This is a genomic window from Kitasatospora sp. NBC_01560, from assembly GCF_045208415.1.
Lineage (GTDB): Bacteria > Actinomycetota > Actinomycetes > Streptomycetales > Streptomycetaceae > Kitasatospora.
The window spans coordinates 4,830,162-4,847,425 of the sequence record NZ_CP109364.1 but is presented as its reverse complement, the minus strand read 5'-3'; the positions used below and the strand labels follow the sequence as shown (position 1 = coordinate 4,847,425).

The following is a 17,264-nucleotide window of genomic DNA, read 5'->3' as shown; positions in this document are numbered from 1 at the left end:
TCCCGGTGTTCGGACGGAGGTTGGACGCCGCTGTCGGCGTTCTTCCGGCCTCCATCATCGCCGCCCGGGGCGGGGCTGTGAATCTCCGGGCCCCGGCGTCGTGGCGCCGGGGCCCGGAGCGGGTGGGGCGGGCGGGCTCAGCTGTGGCGGCGGATCTCCACGGTGCGGAACCGGTTGGCGACGAACGCGCCGTCGCAGTAGGCGGAGTTGGCGGCCGGGTTGGCGCCGGTGCCGTGCAGGTCGGAGAAGGCGGCGGTCTGGTTGGCGTACACCCCGCCGGTGAGGTTGAGCGAGAGCGAGACGCCGGAGTCGATCGCGGCCTCGACCAGCGCGGCCTCGACCTCGGGCGAGGTGGTGTACCCGGAGGCCGTCATCGCGCCCTGGGTGCGGACGGTGTCGCGGAGCAGTTCGACGGCGGCGGCGGTGGACTCGACCGCGACGGCGAAGGAGACCGGGCCGAAGCACTCGTTGCGGAAGACCGCCCGGTCGTCCGGCTTGTCGGCGTCCAGCTTGACCAGCGCGGGGGTGCGGACGGTCGCGGCGGGGAACTCGGGCGAGGTGACCACCCGCGGGGCGAGGGCGAGCTCGCCGTACTCGCCGCCGGCCGCGGCGACGGTGCGCTGCAGCACGCCGGGGTTGACCACGGCGCCGAGCACGGCGGCGGCGCGGGCGTCGTCGGAGAGCAGGCCCTCGATCGCGGCGGCGAGGTCGGTGACCACCTCGTCGTAGGACTTGGCGCCCTGGTCGGTGTCGATGCCGGTGCGCGGGATCAGCAGGTTCTGCGGGGTGGTGCACATCTGGCCGCTGTAGAGCGAGAGCGAGAAGGCGAGGTTGCCCAGCATGCCCCGGTAGTCGTCGGTCGAGTCGACGACGACGGTGTTGACGCCGGCCTTCTCGGTGTAGACCTCGGCCTGCGCGGCGTGCTCCTCCAGCCAGTCGCCGAAGGCGGTCGAGCCGGTGTAGTCGATCAGCTTGATCTCGGGGCGGACGGCGAGCACCTGGGCGACGGTGCCGCCCTCGTGCTCGGCGGCCAGGCAGACCAGGTTCGGGTCGAAGCCGGCCTCGGCGAGCACCTCGCGGGCGGTCCGGACGGTCAGCGCGAGCGGCAGCACGGCCCGCGGGTGCGGCTTGACCAGCACCGGGTTGCCGGTGGCGAGCGAGGCGAACAGGCCGGGGTAGCCGTTCCAGGTGGGGAAGGTGTTGCAGCCGATCAGCAGGGCGAGCCCGCGCGGGACGACGGTGAACTCCTTGGTCATCACCAGCGGCTCGCGCTTGCCCTGCGGCTTGGTCCAGCCGGCCCGCAGCGGCAGCCGGGTCTGCTCGGCGTACGCGTAGGCCACCGCCTCCAGTCCGCGGTCCTGGGCGTGCGGGCCGCCGGCCTGGAAGGCCATGCCGTACGCCTGGCCGGTGGTGTGCATCACCGCGTGCGCGAACTCGTGCGAGCGGGCGTTGATCCGGGCCAGGATCTCCAGGCAGACGGCGGCGCGGTCGAGCGGGGTGGCGGCCGCCCAGCCGGGCCGGGCGGCGGCGAGCGCGGCGATCAGGGCGTCCGGCTCGGCGTGCGGGTATCCGATGCCCAGCTCGACGCCGTACGGGGAGGCCTCGCCGCCGACGAGGTCGCCGTCGGCGGGGTGGCCGTCGAGGGCGAAGGGCTTGTTCAGCAGGGCGTCGAAGGCGGCTTTGCCGTCCGCGGCGCCGCTCTCCCCGTAGGCCTTCGGGAACTCGGGGTAGGGCGACCAGTAGTCGCGCTTCGCGGCGGCGGCGAGCGCGGCGTCCAGGGTGGCCTGGTGGCGTTCGGCGAGCTCGGCGACGAAGGAGTGGGTGACCGCTGCGGACATGGTGTGCGCTCCTCAGAGGGGAGGACGGGACACGTCACAGAGTAACCGAACGATCGGTCGGCTCAAGAGGGTGTGCGGAAGCGGCGGCCGGAAAACGGACGGGGGCGCGTCCGCAGTGGACGCGCCCCCGGTCGGGCCGGCCGTCGGTTACGGGATGCCGAGCTCGAAGATCACGTACCCGCCGTACCAGCCGGAGGCCACCGCGCCCGTCCCGAGCACCGCCGCCAGCACCGGCCAGCTGAGCTTGCGCATCGCCACCGCCAGCGCGATGAGCAGCGGGAACGCCGGCAGCAGGTAGCGCGAGGTGTTGCCGAAGATGCCCAGGCTGCCGAGCACCGAGACGATGGTGGCCAGGGTGTACGCGGTCAGCACCAGCGGCGGGCGCAGCCGGATCAGCAGCACGATCAGCACCGGCAGGGTGAGCACGATCAGGGTGGACAGCAGATCCGCCACCGGGAACGCGAACGGGTAGTCCGTCCGGCCGAGCAGCACCCCGCGGATCGCCTTCAGGGTGCCCACCCCGAAGTCGAAGTAGTGCAGCCAGGCGTCGTGCTGGAGCTTGAAGTAGCTGCCCCAGTCGCCGGTCCGCCAGCCGACCCAGCCGACGTAGCCGAGCAGGCCGACCGGGGCGAGCAGGATCGCCGTCACCGGCCGGGCGATGCCGCTCTCCCGCCGGTACAGCTCGACCAGCGCGGCCAGGCCGACGGCGCCGATCAGGGCCGCCGAGGTCGGCCGGTTGAGCCCGGCGACCAGGGTGAGCACGCCGGCCGCGACCCACTGCTTGCTCATCACGCAGTAGCAGGCCCAGGCGGCCAGGGCGACGAACAACGAGTCGGAGTAGATCGCCCACTCGGCGCCGCTGCCCGGGGCGATCGCCCAGAGCCCGGCCGCGATCACCCCGGCCCGCGGGCCGGCCATCCGGTCCACCACCGCGTAGATCCCGGCGGCGGCGAACAGCGAGGCCAGCACCGAGACCAGCATCCCGGCGCCGTACAGGCCGAGCCCGGTGCCGTCCGAGACCAGCCGCATCAGGCCCGGGTAGAGCGGGAAGAAGGCGGCCGAGTTCTGCTCGACGGTGAAGCCGGGGGTGCCGCCGGGGATCGGCACCAGCGCGGGGTGGTAGCCGAACTCGGCGACCTGCTGGTACCACCAGCCGTCCCAGCTGGCCAGGACGTCCCACGGATTGGCGCCGCCGCCGAACCGCGGGTGCTTCTTGAGGTAGTCGCCGGAGAACGACAGCAGCTTCATGAAGACGGTGAAGCCGACCAGTTTGAGCACCGCGTAGCACCAGACCGCCGGGCCGAACCGCAGCACCAGTGCGCGGGCGTGCTCGCGCCAGCCGGCCCCCGGTACCGGGGCGGGCTCCTCGCTGCGCTGCTCGGGCACGTCGGAGGCCACAGCCGGTATGGCGCTCATGCTGCCCCCTCGCGGTGCTCGCCGGTCGCTTCGCGGTGTGCGGACCCGTCGGTGGTCCGCTCGCTGCGCTCGCTCATCAGTCTGGACCCCACCCTGCTGGCCGTGGACGATCGTCCGCCGAGTCTAGAGCGTGCGGACGTCCCGTTGGTGTGGACCAACCCGGCGTCACACGGACCGGTGGACCCGGGCGCGTCCGGCGCGGCGGGTGCGGGGATACTCGGGGGATGGCCGATCACACCACGCGTACCGCCTACACCGTGGAGTCGCTGCTCGCGGTGACCGTCGACGTCTTCAACGAGCGGGGCTACGACGGCACCTCGATGGAGGACCTGTCCCGGGCGGCCGGCATCTCCAAGTCGTCGATCTACCACCACGTCCGCGGCAAGGAGGAGCTGCTCCGGCTCGCCGTCGGACGGGCGCTGGACGGGCTGTTCGGGATCCTGGCCGAGCCCGCCGCCGTCCGGGGGCCCGCGGTGGAGCGGCTGGAGCACGTCGTCCGGCGGACCGCCGAGGTGCTGCTCGCCGAGCTGCCGTACGTCACCCTGCTGCTGCGGGTGCGCGGGAACACGGCCACCGAGCAGTGGGCGCTGGAGCGGCGCCGGGACTTCGACCACCAGGTCGCCGAGCTGCTGCGGGCGGCCGTCGCGGACGGCGCGCTGCGGGCGGACGTCGAGCCCCGGCTGGCCACCCGGCTGCTCTTCGGCATGATCAACTCGATCGTGGAGTGGTACCGGCCCGGCCTGAAGGCCGCCGACGGTGTCGCGGACGCGGTGGTCCACCTGGCCTTCGACGGCCTGCGCGCGCGGTAGCCGCGCGGGCGCGGGCCGGGGCGCACCCCGGCCCGCGCCGGACGTCCGCCGGGTGCCGGGCTACCGCGCGCCGGGCGTGCCCTGGTCGGGCGGGACCTGGTCGGTCTCCTCGAAGACCAGCATGGTGCGGGTGCCGAGGACCTGCGGAATGGACTGGATGCTGCCCAGCACCAGCTCCCGCAGCGCGTGGTTGTCCGCGGTGTGCACCAGCAGCAGCACGTCGAAGTCTCCGCCGACCAGCGCGATGTGGGCGACCCCGGGCAGCTCCAGCAGCTGCTCGCGGACCGACCGCCAGGAGTTCTGCACGATCTTCAGGGTGACGTACGCGGACGCGCCCTGACCTGCCCGTTCGTGGTCCACCCGAGCGGTGAAGCCGCGGATGACGCCGTCCTCGACCATCCTGGATATCCGGGCGTACGCGTTCGCCCGGGACACGTGCACCCGCTCGGCCACCGAGCGGATCGAGGCGCGACCGTCCTGCTGCAGCAGCCGCAGGATCGCCCGGTCGACACGGTCGAGTCTGGACGTCTGTTCAGCCGACATGACCCCCCACCCTCACTGATTGGACACACTGCCACCAGTCGACCGCCGCCCGGGCCGATTGTCCAGCACCTTGTCACGGTTCTGGTCAAGATGAACAGACGACCGAACAATCGGTAGGGAGCCCCCGCCACCCCTGGAGGTGCCCCGAGATGACCGTTCTCGACCACAGACACCACACGGCGGTGCCCGGCTGGCTGCCCGGGGCGACCGCCCCGCGCACCGACCCGGCACCGCTGCTCCCGGACGCCTCGCCGGTCCGCGTGCTCGGCACTCCCGAGCTGGAGAAGTACGACCCGGCCCTGCTGCGCGAGCTCCACCGCCGCCTGGTGGTCGGCCGTCGCTACAACCAGCAGGCCACCACCCTGACCAAGCAGGGCCGGCTCGCCGTCTACCCGGCCTCCACCGGCCAGGAGGCCTGCCAGGTCGCCGCCGCGCTGGCGCTCGGCGAGCGCGACTGGCTGTTCCCCAGCTACCGCGACACCCTCGCGGTGGTCTCCCGCGGGGTCGACCCGCTGGAGGCGCTGACCCTGCTGCGCGGCAACGCCCACACCGGGTACGACCCGCGCGCCACCCGCACCGCCCCGCTCTGCACCCCGCTGGCCACCCAGGCCCCGCACGCCGTCGGGCTGGCCCACGCCGCCCGGCTCGCCGGTGACCCGGTGGTCGCGCTGGCGCTGCTCGGCGACGGCGGCACCAGCGAGGGGGACTTCCACGAGGCGCTGAACTTCGCCGCCGTGCTCCAGGCCCCGGTGGTCTTCCTGGTACAGAACAACGGCTACGCGATCTCCGTCCCGCTCACCGCGCAGTCGGCCGCGCCCAGCCTGGCCCACAAGGCCGTCGGCTACGGCATGCCGGGCCGCCTGGTGGACGGCAACGACGCGCCCGCCGTGCACAGCGTGCTCACCGAGGCGGTCGAGCGCGCCCGGAGCGGGGGCGGCCCGACCCTGGTCGAGGCGCTCACCTACCGCATCGAGGCGCACACCAACGCCGACGACGCCACCCGCTACCGGGACGACACCGAGGTGACCGCCTGGCGGGAGCACGATCCCGTCCTGCTGATGGAGCGCCACCTGCGCGCCCTCGGCGTGCTGGACGACGCCCTGGTGCAGCAGGCGGCCGACGAGGCCGAGGCGCTGGCGGCCCGGATGCGGGCCGAGTTCCACGCCGACGCCGAGCTGGACCCGATGGCGCTGTTCGCCCACGTCTACGCCGAACCCACCCCGCAACTGCGCGAACAGGCCGCCCGACTGGCCGAGGAGCTGGCCGCCGAGGCCGAGGTGCACGCCCGATGAACCAGACCGCTGTCTCCTTGCGCACCGCGTCCATGGCGCAGGCGCTCAACGCGGCGCTGCGCGACGCCCTGCACGAGGACCCGGCCGTGCACGTGCTGGGGGAGGACGTCGGCGCGCTCGGCGGCGTCTTCCGGATCACCGACGGGCTGACGGCCGAGTTCGGCCCGGACCGCTGCCTCGACACCCCGCTGGCCGAGGCGGGCATCCTCGGCACCGCGATCGGCATGGCGATGTACGGGCTGCGCCCGGTCGTCGAGATGCAGTTCGACGCCTTCGCCTACCCGGCGCTGGAGCAGCTGTTCTCGCACGTGGCGAAGATGCGCAACCGCACCGCCGGCCGGCTCCCGCTGCCGATCACCGTCCGGATCCCCTACGGCGGCGGGATCGGCGGTGTCGAGCACCACAGCGACGCCTCCGAGGCGTACTACGCCAGCACCCCCGGCCTGCACGTGGTCACCCCGGCCACGGTGGCCGACGCCTACGGGCTGCTGCGGGCCTCGATCGCCTCCGACGACCCGGTGGTCTTCCTGGAGCCCAAGCGGCTCTACTGGGGCAAGGCGGAGTTCGACCCGGCGGTGCCGGTCGAGCCGGTCGGACGGGCGGTGCTGCGGCGCCCCGGGACGTCCGCGGTGCTGATCACCTACGGGCCCTCGCTGCCGGTCTGCCTGGAGGCGGCCGAGGCGGCCAGGGCCGAGGGCTGGGACCTCGCGGTGCTGGACCTGCGCACCCTCGTCCCGTTCGACGACGAGACGGTCTGCCGGGTGGTCCGCTCGCTCGGCCGGGCCGTGGTGGTGCACGAGGCGACCGGCTTCGGCGGCACGGGCGCGGAGATCGCGGCCCGGATCACCGAGCGCTGCTTCCACCACCTGGCCGCACCGGTGCTGCGGGTCACCGGCTTCGACATCCCGTACCCGCCGCCGATGCTGGAGCACCACCACCTGCCCGGGGTGGAGCGGATCCTGGACGCGGTCGCCCGGCTGCAGTGGGAGGACCGAGGATGATGCCCGTCGTGCGCGAGTTCACCCTGCCCGACCTCGGTGAGGGGCTCACCGGGGCCGAGGTGGTCCGCTGGATGGTCGAGGTCGGCGAGGTGATCGCCGTCGACCAGGCGGTGGTGGAGGTGGAGACGGCCAAGGCCGTGGTCGAGGTGCCCTGCCCGTACGGCGGGGTGGTCACCGCGCTGTTCGGTGCGCCGGGCGAGGAGATCGCCGTCGGTGCCGCGCTGGTGACGGTCGCGGTGTCGCCCGGGGAGGGCGGGCCGGCGGTCTCCGCGGAGGTGGAGCGGCCGCTGGTCGGGTACGGCGTCGCGGAGCCGGACCGGGGCAGCCGGCGGCGCCGGGTCGGAGTGTCGGTGCCCGCCGCGGTGGCGGCCCCGGTGGCGGCTGTGGCCGCGCCGGCCGTGACGGCGCCGGTGGCCCCGGTGGTCGCGGCGGCTCCGGCGGTGATGGCCCCGGTGGTCGTGCCGGTGATCTCGCCCCTCGTCCGGCGGTCGGCCCGCGAGCACGGGATCGACCTGACGGTGGTCCGCGGCAGTGGCCCGGACGGCCTGATCATGCGGGCGGACGTCGAACGGGCGGTCGCGGCGAAGGCCGCCCCGGCCGCCCCGGCTCCGGCCGCCGCCGCAGTGCCCGCGGACGGTGTCGTGCCGCTGCGCGGGCTGCGCCGGGCGGTGGCCGAGAAGCTCACCCGCAGCCACCGGGAGATCCCCGCGGCGACCTGCTGGGTGGACGCCGATGCCACCGAACTGATGGCCCTGCGGCGGCAGTTGAATGCCGCGCCGGGGCCCAGGGTGAGTGTGCTCGCGCTGCTCGCGCGGATCTGCACGGTGGCGCTGGCGCGCTTCCCCGAGCTCAACTCCAGCGTGACGGAGGATGGTTCGGGGATCCTGCGGCACTCGTCGGTGCACCTGGGCTTCGCCGCCCAGGGCGAGCGCGGGTTGGTCGTCCCGGTGGTGCGGAACGCGCAGGAGTTGAGCACCGAGCAACTCGGCGCCGAGCTTGGCCGGTTGACCGAGACGGCGCGGGCCGGTTCGCTGACCCCGGCCGAACTCACCGGTGGGACGTTCACGTTGAACAACTACGGGGTGTTCGGCGTGGACGGCTCGACCCCGATCCTCAACCACCCGGAGGCGGCGATGCTCGGGGTGGGCCGGATCGTCGCCAAACCCTGGGTCCACCAGGGGGAGTTGGCGGTGCGCGAGGTGACTCAGCTGTCCTTCACCTTCGACCACCGGGTCTGCGACGGCGGGACGGCGGGCGGCTTCCTGCGGTTCGTGGCGGACTGCGTCGAGCAGCCGGGGATGCTGCTGCGGCAGCTGTGACCGGGGCGTGGTCGCCCTGCGTCCCGCCATCGGCGCGCAGGGTGACCACAGATCGAGTGAGAGTAGCGCGTACCGGGGGCGGGCGTCCGGGCTTCGCGCGATTTGTCGGATGAGTACTCCGGCCGTGCCACGCTGCCTGGGCATCAGCAGAGACCAGCCAGGTGGTGGCAGAGGCCGGCCGGAGGCGAAACGATTCTCTTGGGTACTCGAAACGTTGCGGTGAAGTCCCGCAGAACACTTCTGGTCCGTACCGGCCACGGCTCGGCCGGGGTCGCGGCCGTGCCCGGGATGCCGGGCCCGGCGTCGGACGCCGCCCCCGGCCCGGCCGACGTGGCGGCCCCCGTGCCGGACGTCGCGCCGGACCTGGCCGTCGTCACCGGCCCGGACGCCTGGCCGGGTGCCGGTCAGGGGGCCGGGGCCGCCGCGGACGCGGCCGTCACCCTGCTCCTCCCGCCCGTCCCGGCGGCGCCGTCGGTGCCGATGCCGCCGATGCCGCCGGCCCCGCCGGACCTCCCGCCGGTGTCCGGGCCCGCCGGGCCGGCGCCGCTGTGGGTCACCGGGCCCGTTGCGGCCGTCGAGCCGGACCGGGCCCCGGTGGCGATCCCGGAGCGGCCGGCCGAGCCGCCCGCGATCCCGGCGCCGACGCCGCCCGCCGGCCCGGCCTGCCCGGTGATCGAGCCGCTGTTCACCCACGCCCCCGGCCTCAACTGGGCCGGCCCGGGTGACCACTGGAGCCGCGCCTGGGCCCTGCAGACGCTCGGCGAGGCCGGCCCGGCGCCGGCCGCCGAGCCCGCCCCCGACCGGCGGAGCGCCGTCGAACAGCTGCCCACCGCCCGGGACATCGAGCTGATCCGGGACAGCCTGGCGGTCGTCGAGCCGGTCGCGGACCGGGCCACCGCGCACTTCTACGCGCTGATCTTCCTGCACCACCCCGAGGTGCGGTCGCTCTTCCCGGCGGCCATGGACGTCCAGCGCGACCGGCTGTTCCGCGCGCTGCTGACGGCGGCCCGCAGCGCGGGCGATCCGGAGGGACTGCGCACCTATCTGAGCGCGCTGGGCCGCGGTCACCGCCGGTACGGGACGCTGACCGGTCACTACGGCCCGGTCGGGGAGTGCCTGGTGCAGGCGCTGGCCAAGTACGCGGGCAGCCGCTGGGACGCCGGCACCGAGCTGGCCTGGCGCCGGGTGTACCGGCTGGTCTCCTCGATCATGATCGGTGCGGCCGAGGAGGCCGCCCGCACCTCGCCGCCCTGGTGGCAGGGCGAGGTGGTCGCGCACGAGCGCCGGACGAGGGACGTCGCGGTGCTCACCGTCCGCCCGGACCAGGCGTACCCGTACCGGGCCGGGCAGTACACCAGCCTGGAGACGCCCTGGTGGCCCCGGGTGTGGCGGCACTTCTCGTTCGCCTCGGCCCCCCGGCCGGACGGCCTGCTGACCTTCCACGTGAAGGCCGTCCAGGCGGGCTGGGTGAGCAATGCGCTGGTGCACCGGGCCGCGCCCGGGGACGTGCTGCGGCTGGGCCCGGCGGCCGGTGCGATGACGGTCGACCACGCGTCCGGCGCCGACCTGCTCTGCCTGGGCGGCGGCACCGGCATCGCGCCGATCCGGGCGCTGGTCGAGGAGGTGGCCGAGTACGGCGCGGCCGGCCGCTCGGTGGAGGTCTTCTACGGGGCCCGGCAGGCCGCGGAGTTGTACGACCTGGCGGAGCTGGGCGCGCTGGCCGAGCGGCATCCGTGGCTCTCGGTGCACCCGGTGCTGTCCGGTCCCGGGGCCTCCGGCGGTGCTCTGCTCACCGGTGAACTGCCGGAGGTGGTCGGCCGGTTCGGGCCGTGGGCGGGCCGTGACGCGTACCTCGGCGGGCCGGCCGCGATGATCCGGCGCGGGGTCGGCGTGCTGTTGCGGGCCGGGGTCGCGGCGGAGCGGATCCGGCACGACCTGGTGGGGGACCTCGCGGCCGGGTAGCGCCCGGCCGGAGGCCCTCGCGGGGGCGGCGGGCCCGGATCAGCCCAGGTCGGGGGCGAGCAGGGCGCGGACGCCCTCGATGTTGGCCGCCAGGTAGGCGCGCAGGCTGGGCGGGACGACGTTGACCGAGGTGACGCCCTCCCTGGTGAAGGGCAGCCGGACCACCTCGTACTCCCCGTTCGGCTCGTCGACCTCGGGGCCGTGCCGTCGGGCGAGGTCCATCGAGGCGAGCCGGCAGACGAAGAAGTGCTGCACCTTGACCCCGTGCGGGTGGAGCAGTGCGGCGTCGTCGGCGGGGCTACCGCCGTCCGGAGGGTGGGGGAGGGTGTGGCTGACGGTGTCGACGAAGGCCGGGACGACGTCCACGACCTTCCCGCCGAGCTCCTCGTCCACCTCGCGGTGCAGGGCTTCGACCACCGTCCGGTCGTCGCGCTCGACCCCGCCGCCGGGAGTGATCCAGTACGGGTGGGGGGAGCCGGGCCGGGTGCGTTTGATCAGCACGATCGAGGCCGGTGCGTGCGGGTCGTCCGGGTCGAGTTCCAGCAGGATCGCCCGCGCGGTGCGTTTGACGACGGGGCGGGGCGGGGTGCGCATGGCCACCTCCGGGGCTGGAGCGTTGTGCGGGAGTCTCCCGCAGGCGGGCGGGACCGAAACGCGTCCCACTCCCGGGTGCGTCCGTTCGTGGCACGTCCCCTGCGGCGATGGATCTTGGATAGCAAAGGTGAATGATAAACCGATCATGCAGCTATCGATCGTTTATGGCCATTCACCTTCGAATCAAAGGAATTTACCGATCGAATAGCACGAGAGTGATTGCAGCCGCGCCCGCCCTGTGCTGCAATGAGCGCTTCTCGGGCAAATCGGAGCACATTACTCCGCATGCGACAGAACGAGAGGTACTGGCACCATGCAGCACAGCACAGTCCAGGGCAGCCTGGCGATGAGCCTGGTGGTCTCCCCCGAGCTCTCCTTCCGCGTCGTGGTCGAGCTCGGGTACGACCCGGCCGACCCGTACGCGGTGCGCTTCACCTTCCACCTGCCCGGCGACGACCCGGTCACCTGGGTCTTCGCCCGCGAGCTGCTGCTGGACGGCATCGGCCGGCCCTCCGGAGAGGGCGACGTGCACATCCGCCCGGTCGGCGGGGAGCTCACCGAGGTCTGCATCGTGCTGCACTCCCCCGCCGGGGAGGCCCTGTTGCGCGCCTCCGCGCCGCCGCTGATCGCCTTCCTGGCCCGGACCGACCGGCTGGTGCCGATGGGCCAGGAGCTCACCGGGGGCGAACTCGACGCCCAGCTCGCCGACATCCTCCGGGGGTGCGAGCGGTGACCGGCCACCCCGGCCGCGACGGCGGAAGGGGCCCGTACCCGGTGAGATCCGGGTACGGGCCCCTCGGCCCGGGGGCCGGTGCGGCCGTCGAGGGCCGCCACCGGCAGGTGCTCAGTCGTCCTCGCCGAGCGCGAGGTTGAGGCCCCAGGAGACCAGGCTGATGATCAGCGAGCCGAACAGCGCCGCCCAGAAGCCGTCGACGTGGAAGTCCAGGTCCAGCTTGTCCGAGGCCCAGGACGTCAGCCAGAGCATCAGGGCGTTGATCACGAACGTGATCAGCCCCAGGGTGAGGATGAACAGCGGCAGCGAGAACAGCTTGACCACCGGCTTGATCAGCCAGTTGACCACCCCGAAGAGCAGGGCGACGGCGACCACCGTCAGGGTCTTCTGCTGCCAGTCGGTGCCGTTCAGCGTGATGCCGGTGACGATCCAGGCGGCCACCCAGATGGCGGCCGCGTTGACAAGTGTCTTGATTGCGAAACCCTTCATGGGGCCAGGGTCGCAGGCCGATCCGGGCGGGGGAAGCTTCCGACCGGCATGTTTGCTGTTGAATGCCCTGGTGACGGCCCGGGCCCCGAACTCCCGGAGCCGGTCCCGGACGAGGAGGGCGCCCCCCATGAAGCTGTTCCGGCTGGACGAACTGGACGCCGAGCGCGCCGCGCACGACGGCGCCTACCTGCGCTTCCTGCGCGAGCCGCGGATGTCCGCCGGCCTGTACGCGCTCTCCCCCGGTGACACCGACCCGCAGACCGCGCACGCCCAGGACGAGATCTACCAGGTGATCAGCGGCCGGGCCGAGTTGACCGTCGGCGCGGAGACCACCACGGTGGCCCGCGGGACGGTGGTCTACGTCCCGGCGGGCGTCCCGCACCGGTTCCACCACATCACCGAGGAGTTGCGGGTGCTGGTGGTGTTCTCCCCGCCGGAGGACTGACCCGCGGCCCGGCGAGGGGCCCGGTTAGGGTCGGGGCATGAGCCTGAGCCTGACGGAAGAACTCTGGGCGGCGATCGAGCCGGTCTACGCCGAGATCCTCGACCACCCCTTCATCGGCGGCCTCACCGACGGCACCCTGCCGCGCGAGGCGTTCCGCCACTTCGTCGTCCAGGACTCGCACTACCTGCGCGACTACGCCCGCGCACTCGCCGTCTGCGCCGCCAAGGCGCCCGGTGAGGAGGATGTGCGGGCCTTCGCGGACGACGCGGTCGGCGCGCTGGCGGCCGAGCAGGGCATGCACGCCGAGTTCCTCACGGCCTTCGGCGGCAGCGCCGAACAGGCCGCCGCCGAACCGGTGTTGCCCACCACCCGGGCGTACACCAGCTACCTGCTGGCCACCGTCTACGGCGGCTCCTTCGCGGAGGCGGTCGGCGCGGTACTGCCCTGTTACTGGATCTACGCCCGGGTCGGCGAGGAGCTGCTCGCCAAGGGCTCCCCCGACCCGCTGTACGCCAAGTGGATCGCCACCTACGGTGACGAGGCCTTCCAGTCCGTGGTGCGCCGGGTGCTCGCGCTCACCGACCGGCTCGGCGAGGAGATCTCCCCCGCCGAGCGCCGCCGGGTCGTCGAGCACTTCACGACCACCTCGCGGTACGAGTGGATGTTCTGGGACGCCGCCTGGCGCGGTGAGACCTGGCCGGTCTGAGCCTCCCCCGCCTCCTCGCTCCTGCTGCCGCCCGGTCTTCCGTACCGCCCGGCCGCCCGCGGCCGACGGCTTCTCGGGGTTCTTCCGGAGGCGGGCCCCGGGGTCGTCCCCGGGGCCCGGGGTAGGGGGGATCTCCGGGTTCTCTCGGGGCCGTTGCCTCTCGTTCCGGCCCGTGCGTCACCGTACGATCGAAGTATCGAAAGCAAGCGGGATGCGGCACCGGACGGCAGCCGGCCCGAGGGGAGAGAAGGAACGGACATGGCTGAGTTCTGGAAGTCGCTGCCCTCGTGGGTGCGCAACATCGTCGTGCCGGTGCTGGTGCTGATCCTGGCCTGGAACATCGTCGGATTCGTCTTCGGCGTCGTCGGGGCGCTGCTGAGCCTGGCCTTCAAGCTGCTGGTGGTGGTGGGGATCGCCGCCGCCGTGGTGATCCTGGTGAAGAAGGCCGCCAGGAACTGACCCGCCGGCTCCCGGACGCCCGCACCCCCTCGGGGGCGCGGGCGTCCGGCGTTCCTGCGCATTCCTGCGCATTCCTGCGCGTTCCCGGGTGGCCCGGGCGGGCCCGGTGCGGGTCAGCGGGCCGGGCCGGCCAGGGGGACGGAGCCGAGCTCCTGCCGCGGGTGCCAGCCGGTGGCGCGGGCCCGGGCGGTGTCCAGCACGACGCTGTGCGCGAGCTGGTCCACGGCGTACGGGGTGAGCCCCGGGATCCGGCCGGTCCGGGCGGCGAGCCGGGCGAGCGGCGCGGGGGCGTGGCCGATCCGGGCCCGGACGCCGTGGGCGGCGAGGACGGCGCGGACCGCCGCGTCCCGCCGGTGGGGGAGGGCGTCGGCGATGTTGTAGGCGCCGGCCGGCCAGGCCGCGCCGGCGGCGTCGGTCCCGAGCGCGGCGAGGCAGGCGTCGGCGAGGTTCTGCACGGCGGTGAGGCTGAGCAGGACGTCGGGGCCGGGGAGCAGCAGCAGCCCGCGGCGGACGCGTTCGAGCAGCCGCGGCGCGAGGTGCGGGTCGCCGGGGCCGTAGACGGCGCGCGGGCGCAGCACGACGGCGCCCGCCGCGAGGGCGAGCCGTTCGCCGGCGGCCTTGGTGCGGCCGTAGGCGTTGAGGTGACCGCCCGCGGTGGGGTGGTCCTCGGTGACCAGGGTGCGGGGGAGCCGCGGGTCGTAGACGCTGGCGCTGCTCACCCAGACGACCGGGCGGCCGGCCGCGGCGCGCAGCAGGCGGGCCGTGCCGGTGACGTTGACGGCGTACTGGCCGGCCTCGCCGGGCGAGCCGGGGCGCGGGTCACCGACGGCGGCGGCGCAGTGCACCACCAGGTCGACGCCGGTCAGGTCGGGCTCGCCGGCGGTGGCGTCCCAGTACCGGTGCCGGCCGGTCGGCCCCGGGCTGCGGCCGAGGCAGAGCACGTCGAGGCCGAGGCCGGCCGCGGTGCGGGCGACGGCCGAGCCGCAGAAGCCGCTGGCACCGGTGACGGCTATCAGCATCGGCCCGCTCCGGCCCGGAGGGTGAGCTCGGCGTACCCGGGCAGCGCGGAGCGGCGGTCGACCCGGGCCCGGGCGACCACCGGGCGGTGCGGGGCCAGCGCGATCAGTACGTCGGCGAGCTGGGCGCGGGCCAGGCCGGCGCCGGGGCAGGCGTGCGGGCCGGCGCCGAAGACGGCCTGGGCGGCGGCCGGGCCGGCGGCGGGCGCGGCCCGGTGGGCCCCGGCGGCGTGCCGGGCGACCAGCACCAGCCGGTCACCGGCCCGGACGGGGCAGCCGGCCAGGGTGGCATCGGCTCCGGCCACCCGGGGGAGCAGCGGCGAGGGGGCGGTCAGCCGGAGGAGCTCGGCGGCGAGCCCGGGGGCGCTCGCGGCGTCCACGGCGGGCCAGAGGCCGGCGTCGGCGCACCAGGCGGCGGCCCGGGGGAGCGCGGCGACGGTGGTGTTGACGGCGGCGACGGCGAGCATGGCGTCGAGCGGGTCGGGCAGCAGCGCGGTGAGCCGGGCCGCTGCCGCGGCGGCGTCCGCCCGGGCGGCGGCCCGGCGCCCGGGCGGGCGCGGGCCGGGCAGGTGGTCGGCCGCGGTGGCCGCGGCGGCCTCGGCGGCGGCTCGGGCGAGGGTGCCCGGGGCGGCCGTGGAGCCGGTCAGTGCGGAGACCGTCACGCCGGCCAACTCCATGGCCAGGTGGACCAGTTCGAGGGTGCCGTCGGTGAGCTCCGGGGTGCGGCGGGCGAGCACGGCCTGCCAGTGCGGGCGGATCCGCTCCAGCGCGCCGCCGCCGAGCCCGGCGGCCAGTTCGCGGCGGGCGGTGCGGTGTTCGGCGCCGTCCTGGTCGAACAGCAGCCCGCCGTCGGTCAGTTGTGCGGCGGCGCCGCCGGTGGTGCCGGGCGCGGTCCGGTCGAGCGGGACTTTGGTGAGCGCCTCCCGATAGGCGTCCGGGCCGTGTACCAGGACGGTCCGGCCGAGCCGGCGGACCGGACGACGGCGGGTGGCGGCGAGCAGCGCGAACAGGACGGGGTGGCTGCGCAGGTAGACCCGGCGGTCGCGCCGGCGGGCGGCCCGGGAGCCGGCCGCGGCCGCGGCGGGACCGGTGGTGGCGGTGGCGGTGGCGAGGCCGGCGGGGCCGGTGGCGGCGGTGGTCGGGGCAGGGCGGCTCATGCGGTCAACTCCCGTGCGCAGTGGGCCGAGGCGGCGGCCCGGTCGGGCTTGCGGGAGCGCCCGGCCAGTGGCACCTCGCCGAAGAGCACGGCGTCCGGCCGGGCGGCGCCCATCCGGTCGAGCGGCTCCCGCAGGGCGGCGCGCAGCCGGTGCGGATCGGCGCCCGGGCGGGGCTGGACCAGGGCGACCAGCCGTTCGTCACCGGGCGCGCCGGCCCGCGGGACGCCGACCAGGACGGCGAGTTCGACGTCCGGCAGGTGCAGCGCGGGCTCGTACAGGCCGGGGTAGATGTTCTCGGCGCCGCGCAGCACCATGTCCTTGAGCCGCCCGGCGAGCACGATCCGGCCGTCCGGGGTGAGGGCGGCGCGGTCGCCGGTGCGGACCCACGGGTCGGGCTCCTCGCCGAGGTAGCGGTGCCGGGCGCCGGGGCCGGTCAGCAGCAGCTCGCCGTCCGGCCCGAGGGCGGTGCGGACGCCGGGCAGGGGCGCGCCGACCAAGTCCCCGGGGCCGGTGAAGGCGCGCTTCGCGGCCTCCTCGACGGCCGCTGCGGGGAAGAGTTCGGTGAGCGCGTACACGCCCCAGGCCTGGTCCGCGCCGGCCTGCTTCACCCGGCCCAGCAAGGTGGCGTCGGCGGGCGCGGAGCCCGTCCAGACCCGGCCGGAGAAGCGGGCCCCGGCGCCGAGGGCGGCCCGCAGCTGGGGCGGGGTGAGGTAGGTCTGGTCCGGTGCCTGCCGGGTGACTTGGCGGGCCAGTGCGTGCGGCGTCCGGGCCGGGAGGGCGACGGCGGCGCCGGCGACGAGGGCCGGGACGAGGACGAAGAAGGTGCCGCCGAGCACCGTGCTGCCGGGCCGCGGGTCGACCAGCTCGGTGACCGTCCGCAGCCCCGCGGCCAGGCCGTCCCGGGTGTGTACGACGGCGCGCGGGCGGGCGGTGGTGCCGGAGGTGAAGACGATCACGGCGTCGGCGTCGGCGTCGGTGCTGCGGCCGCCGGGCCGGGGCACGGGTGCGGAGGAGGCCTGCAGCCGGGGCGCGCAGCCGGGCAGCCGGCGGCCGAGGGTGGCGACCGGGCCGAGGGTGGCCAGCGGCGGCAGCGCGAGCTCGGCCCGGCGGGCCAGGGGGCCGGCCCAGCCGGCCACCGCCTGGGCGGCGGCGTCGGCGAGGACCAGCTCCGGCGCGGCCAGCGCGAGCCGGGCGGCGAGCACGTCCGGCCCGGCGGTGGGGTCGAGCACGGCGGCCCGCAGGCCGAGCCGGTGTGCGGCGAGCATGACGGCGAGCGCCCGCGGTCCGGGGCGGACGGCGACACCCAGGGTCGCGCCCGCGCCGAGGCCGCGGGCGTGCAGGGCGGCGGCGTAGGCGTCCGCGAGGTCGGCGAGTTCACCGCGGCGGATCGCCGTCCGGGTGGCGCCGGTGCGGGTGTGCCGCAGGACGGCGGGCCGGTCGGGGTGGACGGTGCGCAGGGTGTGGGCGAGCCGGTCGAGCACGGCG

At 75.2% G+C, this 17,264-nt stretch carries 17 protein-coding genes; 9 read left to right on the top strand and 8 right to left on the bottom strand.

The window, feature by feature from the left end; all coding sequences use genetic code 11:
- Positions 1-137 precede the first annotated feature (137 nt).
- The gene (gene paaN, locus OH807_RS21175) at positions 138-1,838 is read right to left on the bottom strand and encodes a phenylacetic acid degradation protein PaaN (RefSeq protein WP_406201178.1); all 1,701 of its coding nucleotides are present in this window, start codon (positions 1,836-1,838) and stop codon (positions 138-140) included.
- Positions 1,839-1,985: 147 nt separating this feature from the next.
- Positions 1,986-3,254: a hypothetical protein gene (locus OH807_RS21170; protein ID WP_406201176.1), complete on the bottom strand. Its 1,269-nt coding sequence runs from the start codon at positions 3,252-3,254 to the stop codon at positions 1,986-1,988.
- A 224-nt stretch (positions 3,255-3,478) separates the two neighbouring features.
- Between OH807_RS21170 and OH807_RS21165 the strand changes: the two genes are divergently transcribed.
- Complete coding sequence (locus tag OH807_RS21165) at positions 3,479-4,063, top strand: TetR/AcrR family transcriptional regulator (protein WP_406201173.1); 585 nt, start codon at positions 3,479-3,481, stop codon at positions 4,061-4,063.
- Positions 4,064-4,123: 60 nt separating this feature from the next.
- On the opposite strand, the gene OH807_RS21160 is transcribed toward OH807_RS21165, so the two are convergent.
- A complete protein-coding gene (locus OH807_RS21160) occupies positions 4,124-4,606 on the bottom strand; it encodes an Lrp/AsnC family transcriptional regulator (RefSeq protein ID WP_406201171.1) in 483 nt (160 codons plus the stop codon).
- A 149-nt stretch (positions 4,607-4,755) separates the two neighbouring features.
- On the opposite strand from OH807_RS21160, the gene OH807_RS21155 reads away from it, so the two are divergent.
- The 4 genes from OH807_RS21155 to OH807_RS21140 all read left to right on the top strand — a co-directional run bounded on the left by OH807_RS21155 (position 4,756) and on the right by OH807_RS21140 (position 10,180).
- On the top strand, positions 4,756-5,898 hold the full coding sequence (locus tag OH807_RS21155; RefSeq protein WP_406201168.1) for a thiamine pyrophosphate-dependent dehydrogenase E1 component subunit alpha: 1,143 nt from the start codon (positions 4,756-4,758) through the stop codon (positions 5,896-5,898).
- Entirely contained in the window at positions 5,895-6,899 is a 1,005-nt protein-coding gene (locus tag OH807_RS21150; protein ID WP_406201166.1) for an alpha-ketoacid dehydrogenase subunit beta, read from the top strand. The genes OH807_RS21155 and OH807_RS21150 overlap by 4 nt, the downstream gene beginning before the upstream one ends.
- Complete coding sequence (locus tag OH807_RS21145; protein WP_406211096.1) at positions 6,899-8,218, top strand: dihydrolipoamide acetyltransferase family protein; 1,320 nt, start codon at positions 6,899-6,901, stop codon at positions 8,216-8,218. Before OH807_RS21150 ends, OH807_RS21145 begins: the two co-directional genes overlap by 1 nt.
- Positions 8,219-8,437: 219 nt before the next feature.
- On the top strand, positions 8,438-10,180 hold the full coding sequence (locus OH807_RS21140; protein WP_406201163.1) for a globin domain-containing protein: 1,743 nt from the start codon (positions 8,438-8,440) through the stop codon (positions 10,178-10,180).
- A 39-nt stretch (positions 10,181-10,219) separates the two neighbouring features.
- On the opposite strand, the gene OH807_RS21135 is transcribed toward OH807_RS21140, so the two are convergent.
- The gene (locus OH807_RS21135; protein WP_406201160.1) at positions 10,220-10,774 is read right to left on the bottom strand and encodes an NUDIX domain-containing protein; all 555 of its coding nucleotides are present in this window, start codon (positions 10,772-10,774) and stop codon (positions 10,220-10,222) included.
- A gap of 313 nt (positions 10,775-11,087) precedes the next feature.
- Here OH807_RS21135 and OH807_RS21130 point away from each other — a divergent pair, with 313 nt between their 5' ends.
- Positions 11,088-11,507, top strand: a complete 420-nt coding sequence (locus OH807_RS21130) for an SsgA family sporulation/cell division regulator (RefSeq protein WP_406201158.1) — start codon at positions 11,088-11,090, stop codon at positions 11,505-11,507.
- 111 nt (positions 11,508-11,618) lie between these two features.
- On the opposite strand, the gene OH807_RS21125 is transcribed toward OH807_RS21130, so the two are convergent.
- Complete coding sequence (locus OH807_RS21125; protein ID WP_406201155.1) at positions 11,619-11,996, bottom strand: phage holin family protein; 378 nt, start codon at positions 11,994-11,996, stop codon at positions 11,619-11,621.
- Between the two features lie 127 nt (positions 11,997-12,123).
- Here OH807_RS21125 and OH807_RS21120 point away from each other — a divergent pair, with 127 nt between their 5' ends.
- The 3 genes from OH807_RS21120 to OH807_RS21110 all read left to right on the top strand — a co-directional run bounded on the left by OH807_RS21120 (position 12,124) and on the right by OH807_RS21110 (position 13,606).
- Entirely contained in the window at positions 12,124-12,441 is a 318-nt protein-coding gene (locus tag OH807_RS21120) for a cupin domain-containing protein (RefSeq protein ID WP_406201152.1), read from the top strand.
- Positions 12,442-12,478: 37 nt separating this feature from the next.
- A complete protein-coding gene (gene tenA, locus OH807_RS21115; protein ID WP_406201149.1) occupies positions 12,479-13,147 on the top strand; it encodes a thiaminase II in 669 nt (222 codons plus the stop codon).
- Positions 13,148-13,405: 258 nt separating this feature from the next.
- Entirely contained in the window at positions 13,406-13,606 is a 201-nt protein-coding gene (locus OH807_RS21110; RefSeq protein ID WP_406201146.1) for a DUF5326 family protein, read from the top strand.
- 113 nt (positions 13,607-13,719) lie between these two features.
- On the opposite strand, the gene OH807_RS21105 is transcribed toward OH807_RS21110, so the two are convergent.
- The 3 genes from OH807_RS21105 to OH807_RS21095 are packed head-to-tail and all read right to left on the bottom strand — an operon-like array spanning position 13,720 to position 17,260.
- Positions 13,720-14,625, bottom strand: coding sequence for an NAD-dependent epimerase/dehydratase family protein (locus OH807_RS21105; protein ID WP_406201144.1), 906 nt, complete (start codon positions 14,623-14,625; stop codon positions 13,720-13,722).
- Positions 14,619-15,779 (bottom strand): cytochrome P450, encoded by a 1,161-nt coding sequence (locus OH807_RS21100; RefSeq protein ID WP_406201141.1) that lies wholly within the window; start codon positions 15,777-15,779, stop codon positions 14,619-14,621. Before OH807_RS21100 ends, OH807_RS21105 begins: the two co-directional genes overlap by 7 nt.
- Positions 15,776-17,260 carry an AMP-binding protein gene (locus tag OH807_RS21095; RefSeq protein WP_406201139.1) on the bottom strand — a complete coding sequence of 495 codons (1,485 nt, stop codon included), beginning with the start codon at positions 17,258-17,260 and terminating at the stop codon, positions 15,776-15,778. Before OH807_RS21095 ends, OH807_RS21100 begins: the two co-directional genes overlap by 4 nt.
- Between the last annotated feature and the right edge of the window lie 4 nt (positions 17,261-17,264).

What these genes read in the sequence shown, in the direction of transcription:
- OH807_RS21135 (WP_406201160.1), bottom strand. Translation starts at nt 10,774, where the DNA reads ATGCGCACCCCGCCCCGCCCCGTCGTCAAACGCACCGCGCGGGCGATC.
- tenA (WP_406201149.1), top strand. Translation starts at nt 12,479, where the DNA reads ATGAGCCTGAGCCTGACGGAAGAACTCTGGGCGGCGATCGAGCCGGTC.
- OH807_RS21160 (WP_406201171.1), bottom strand. Translation starts at nt 4,606, where the DNA reads ATGTCGGCTGAACAGACGTCCAGACTCGACCGTGTCGACCGGGCGATC.
- OH807_RS21150 (WP_406201166.1), top strand. Translation starts at nt 5,895, where the DNA reads ATGAACCAGACCGCTGTCTCCTTGCGCACCGCGTCCATGGCGCAGGCG.
- OH807_RS21165 (WP_406201173.1), top strand. Translation starts at nt 3,479, where the DNA reads ATGGCCGATCACACCACGCGTACCGCCTACACCGTGGAGTCGCTGCTC.
- OH807_RS21105 (WP_406201144.1), bottom strand. Translation starts at nt 14,625, where the DNA reads ATGCTGATAGCCGTCACCGGTGCCAGCGGCTTCTGCGGCTCGGCCGTC.
- OH807_RS21110 (WP_406201146.1), top strand. Translation starts at nt 13,406, where the DNA reads ATGGCTGAGTTCTGGAAGTCGCTGCCCTCGTGGGTGCGCAACATCGTC.
- OH807_RS21100 (WP_406201141.1), bottom strand. Translation starts at nt 15,779, where the DNA reads ATGAGCCGCCCTGCCCCGACCACCGCCGCCACCGGCCCCGCCGGCCTC.
- OH807_RS21120 (WP_406201152.1), top strand. Translation starts at nt 12,124, where the DNA reads ATGAAGCTGTTCCGGCTGGACGAACTGGACGCCGAGCGCGCCGCGCAC.
- OH807_RS21170 (WP_406201176.1), bottom strand. Translation starts at nt 3,254, where the DNA reads ATGAGCGCCATACCGGCTGTGGCCTCCGACGTGCCCGAGCAGCGCAGC.
- paaN (WP_406201178.1), bottom strand. Translation starts at nt 1,838, where the DNA reads ATGTCCGCAGCGGTCACCCACTCCTTCGTCGCCGAGCTCGCCGAACGC.
- OH807_RS21130 (WP_406201158.1), top strand. Translation starts at nt 11,088, where the DNA reads ATGCAGCACAGCACAGTCCAGGGCAGCCTGGCGATGAGCCTGGTGGTC.
- OH807_RS21125 (WP_406201155.1), bottom strand. Translation starts at nt 11,996, where the DNA reads ATGAAGGGTTTCGCAATCAAGACACTTGTCAACGCGGCCGCCATCTGG.
- OH807_RS21155 (WP_406201168.1), top strand. Translation starts at nt 4,756, where the DNA reads ATGACCGTTCTCGACCACAGACACCACACGGCGGTGCCCGGCTGGCTG.
- OH807_RS21145 (WP_406211096.1), top strand. Translation starts at nt 6,899, where the DNA reads ATGCCCGTCGTGCGCGAGTTCACCCTGCCCGACCTCGGTGAGGGGCTC.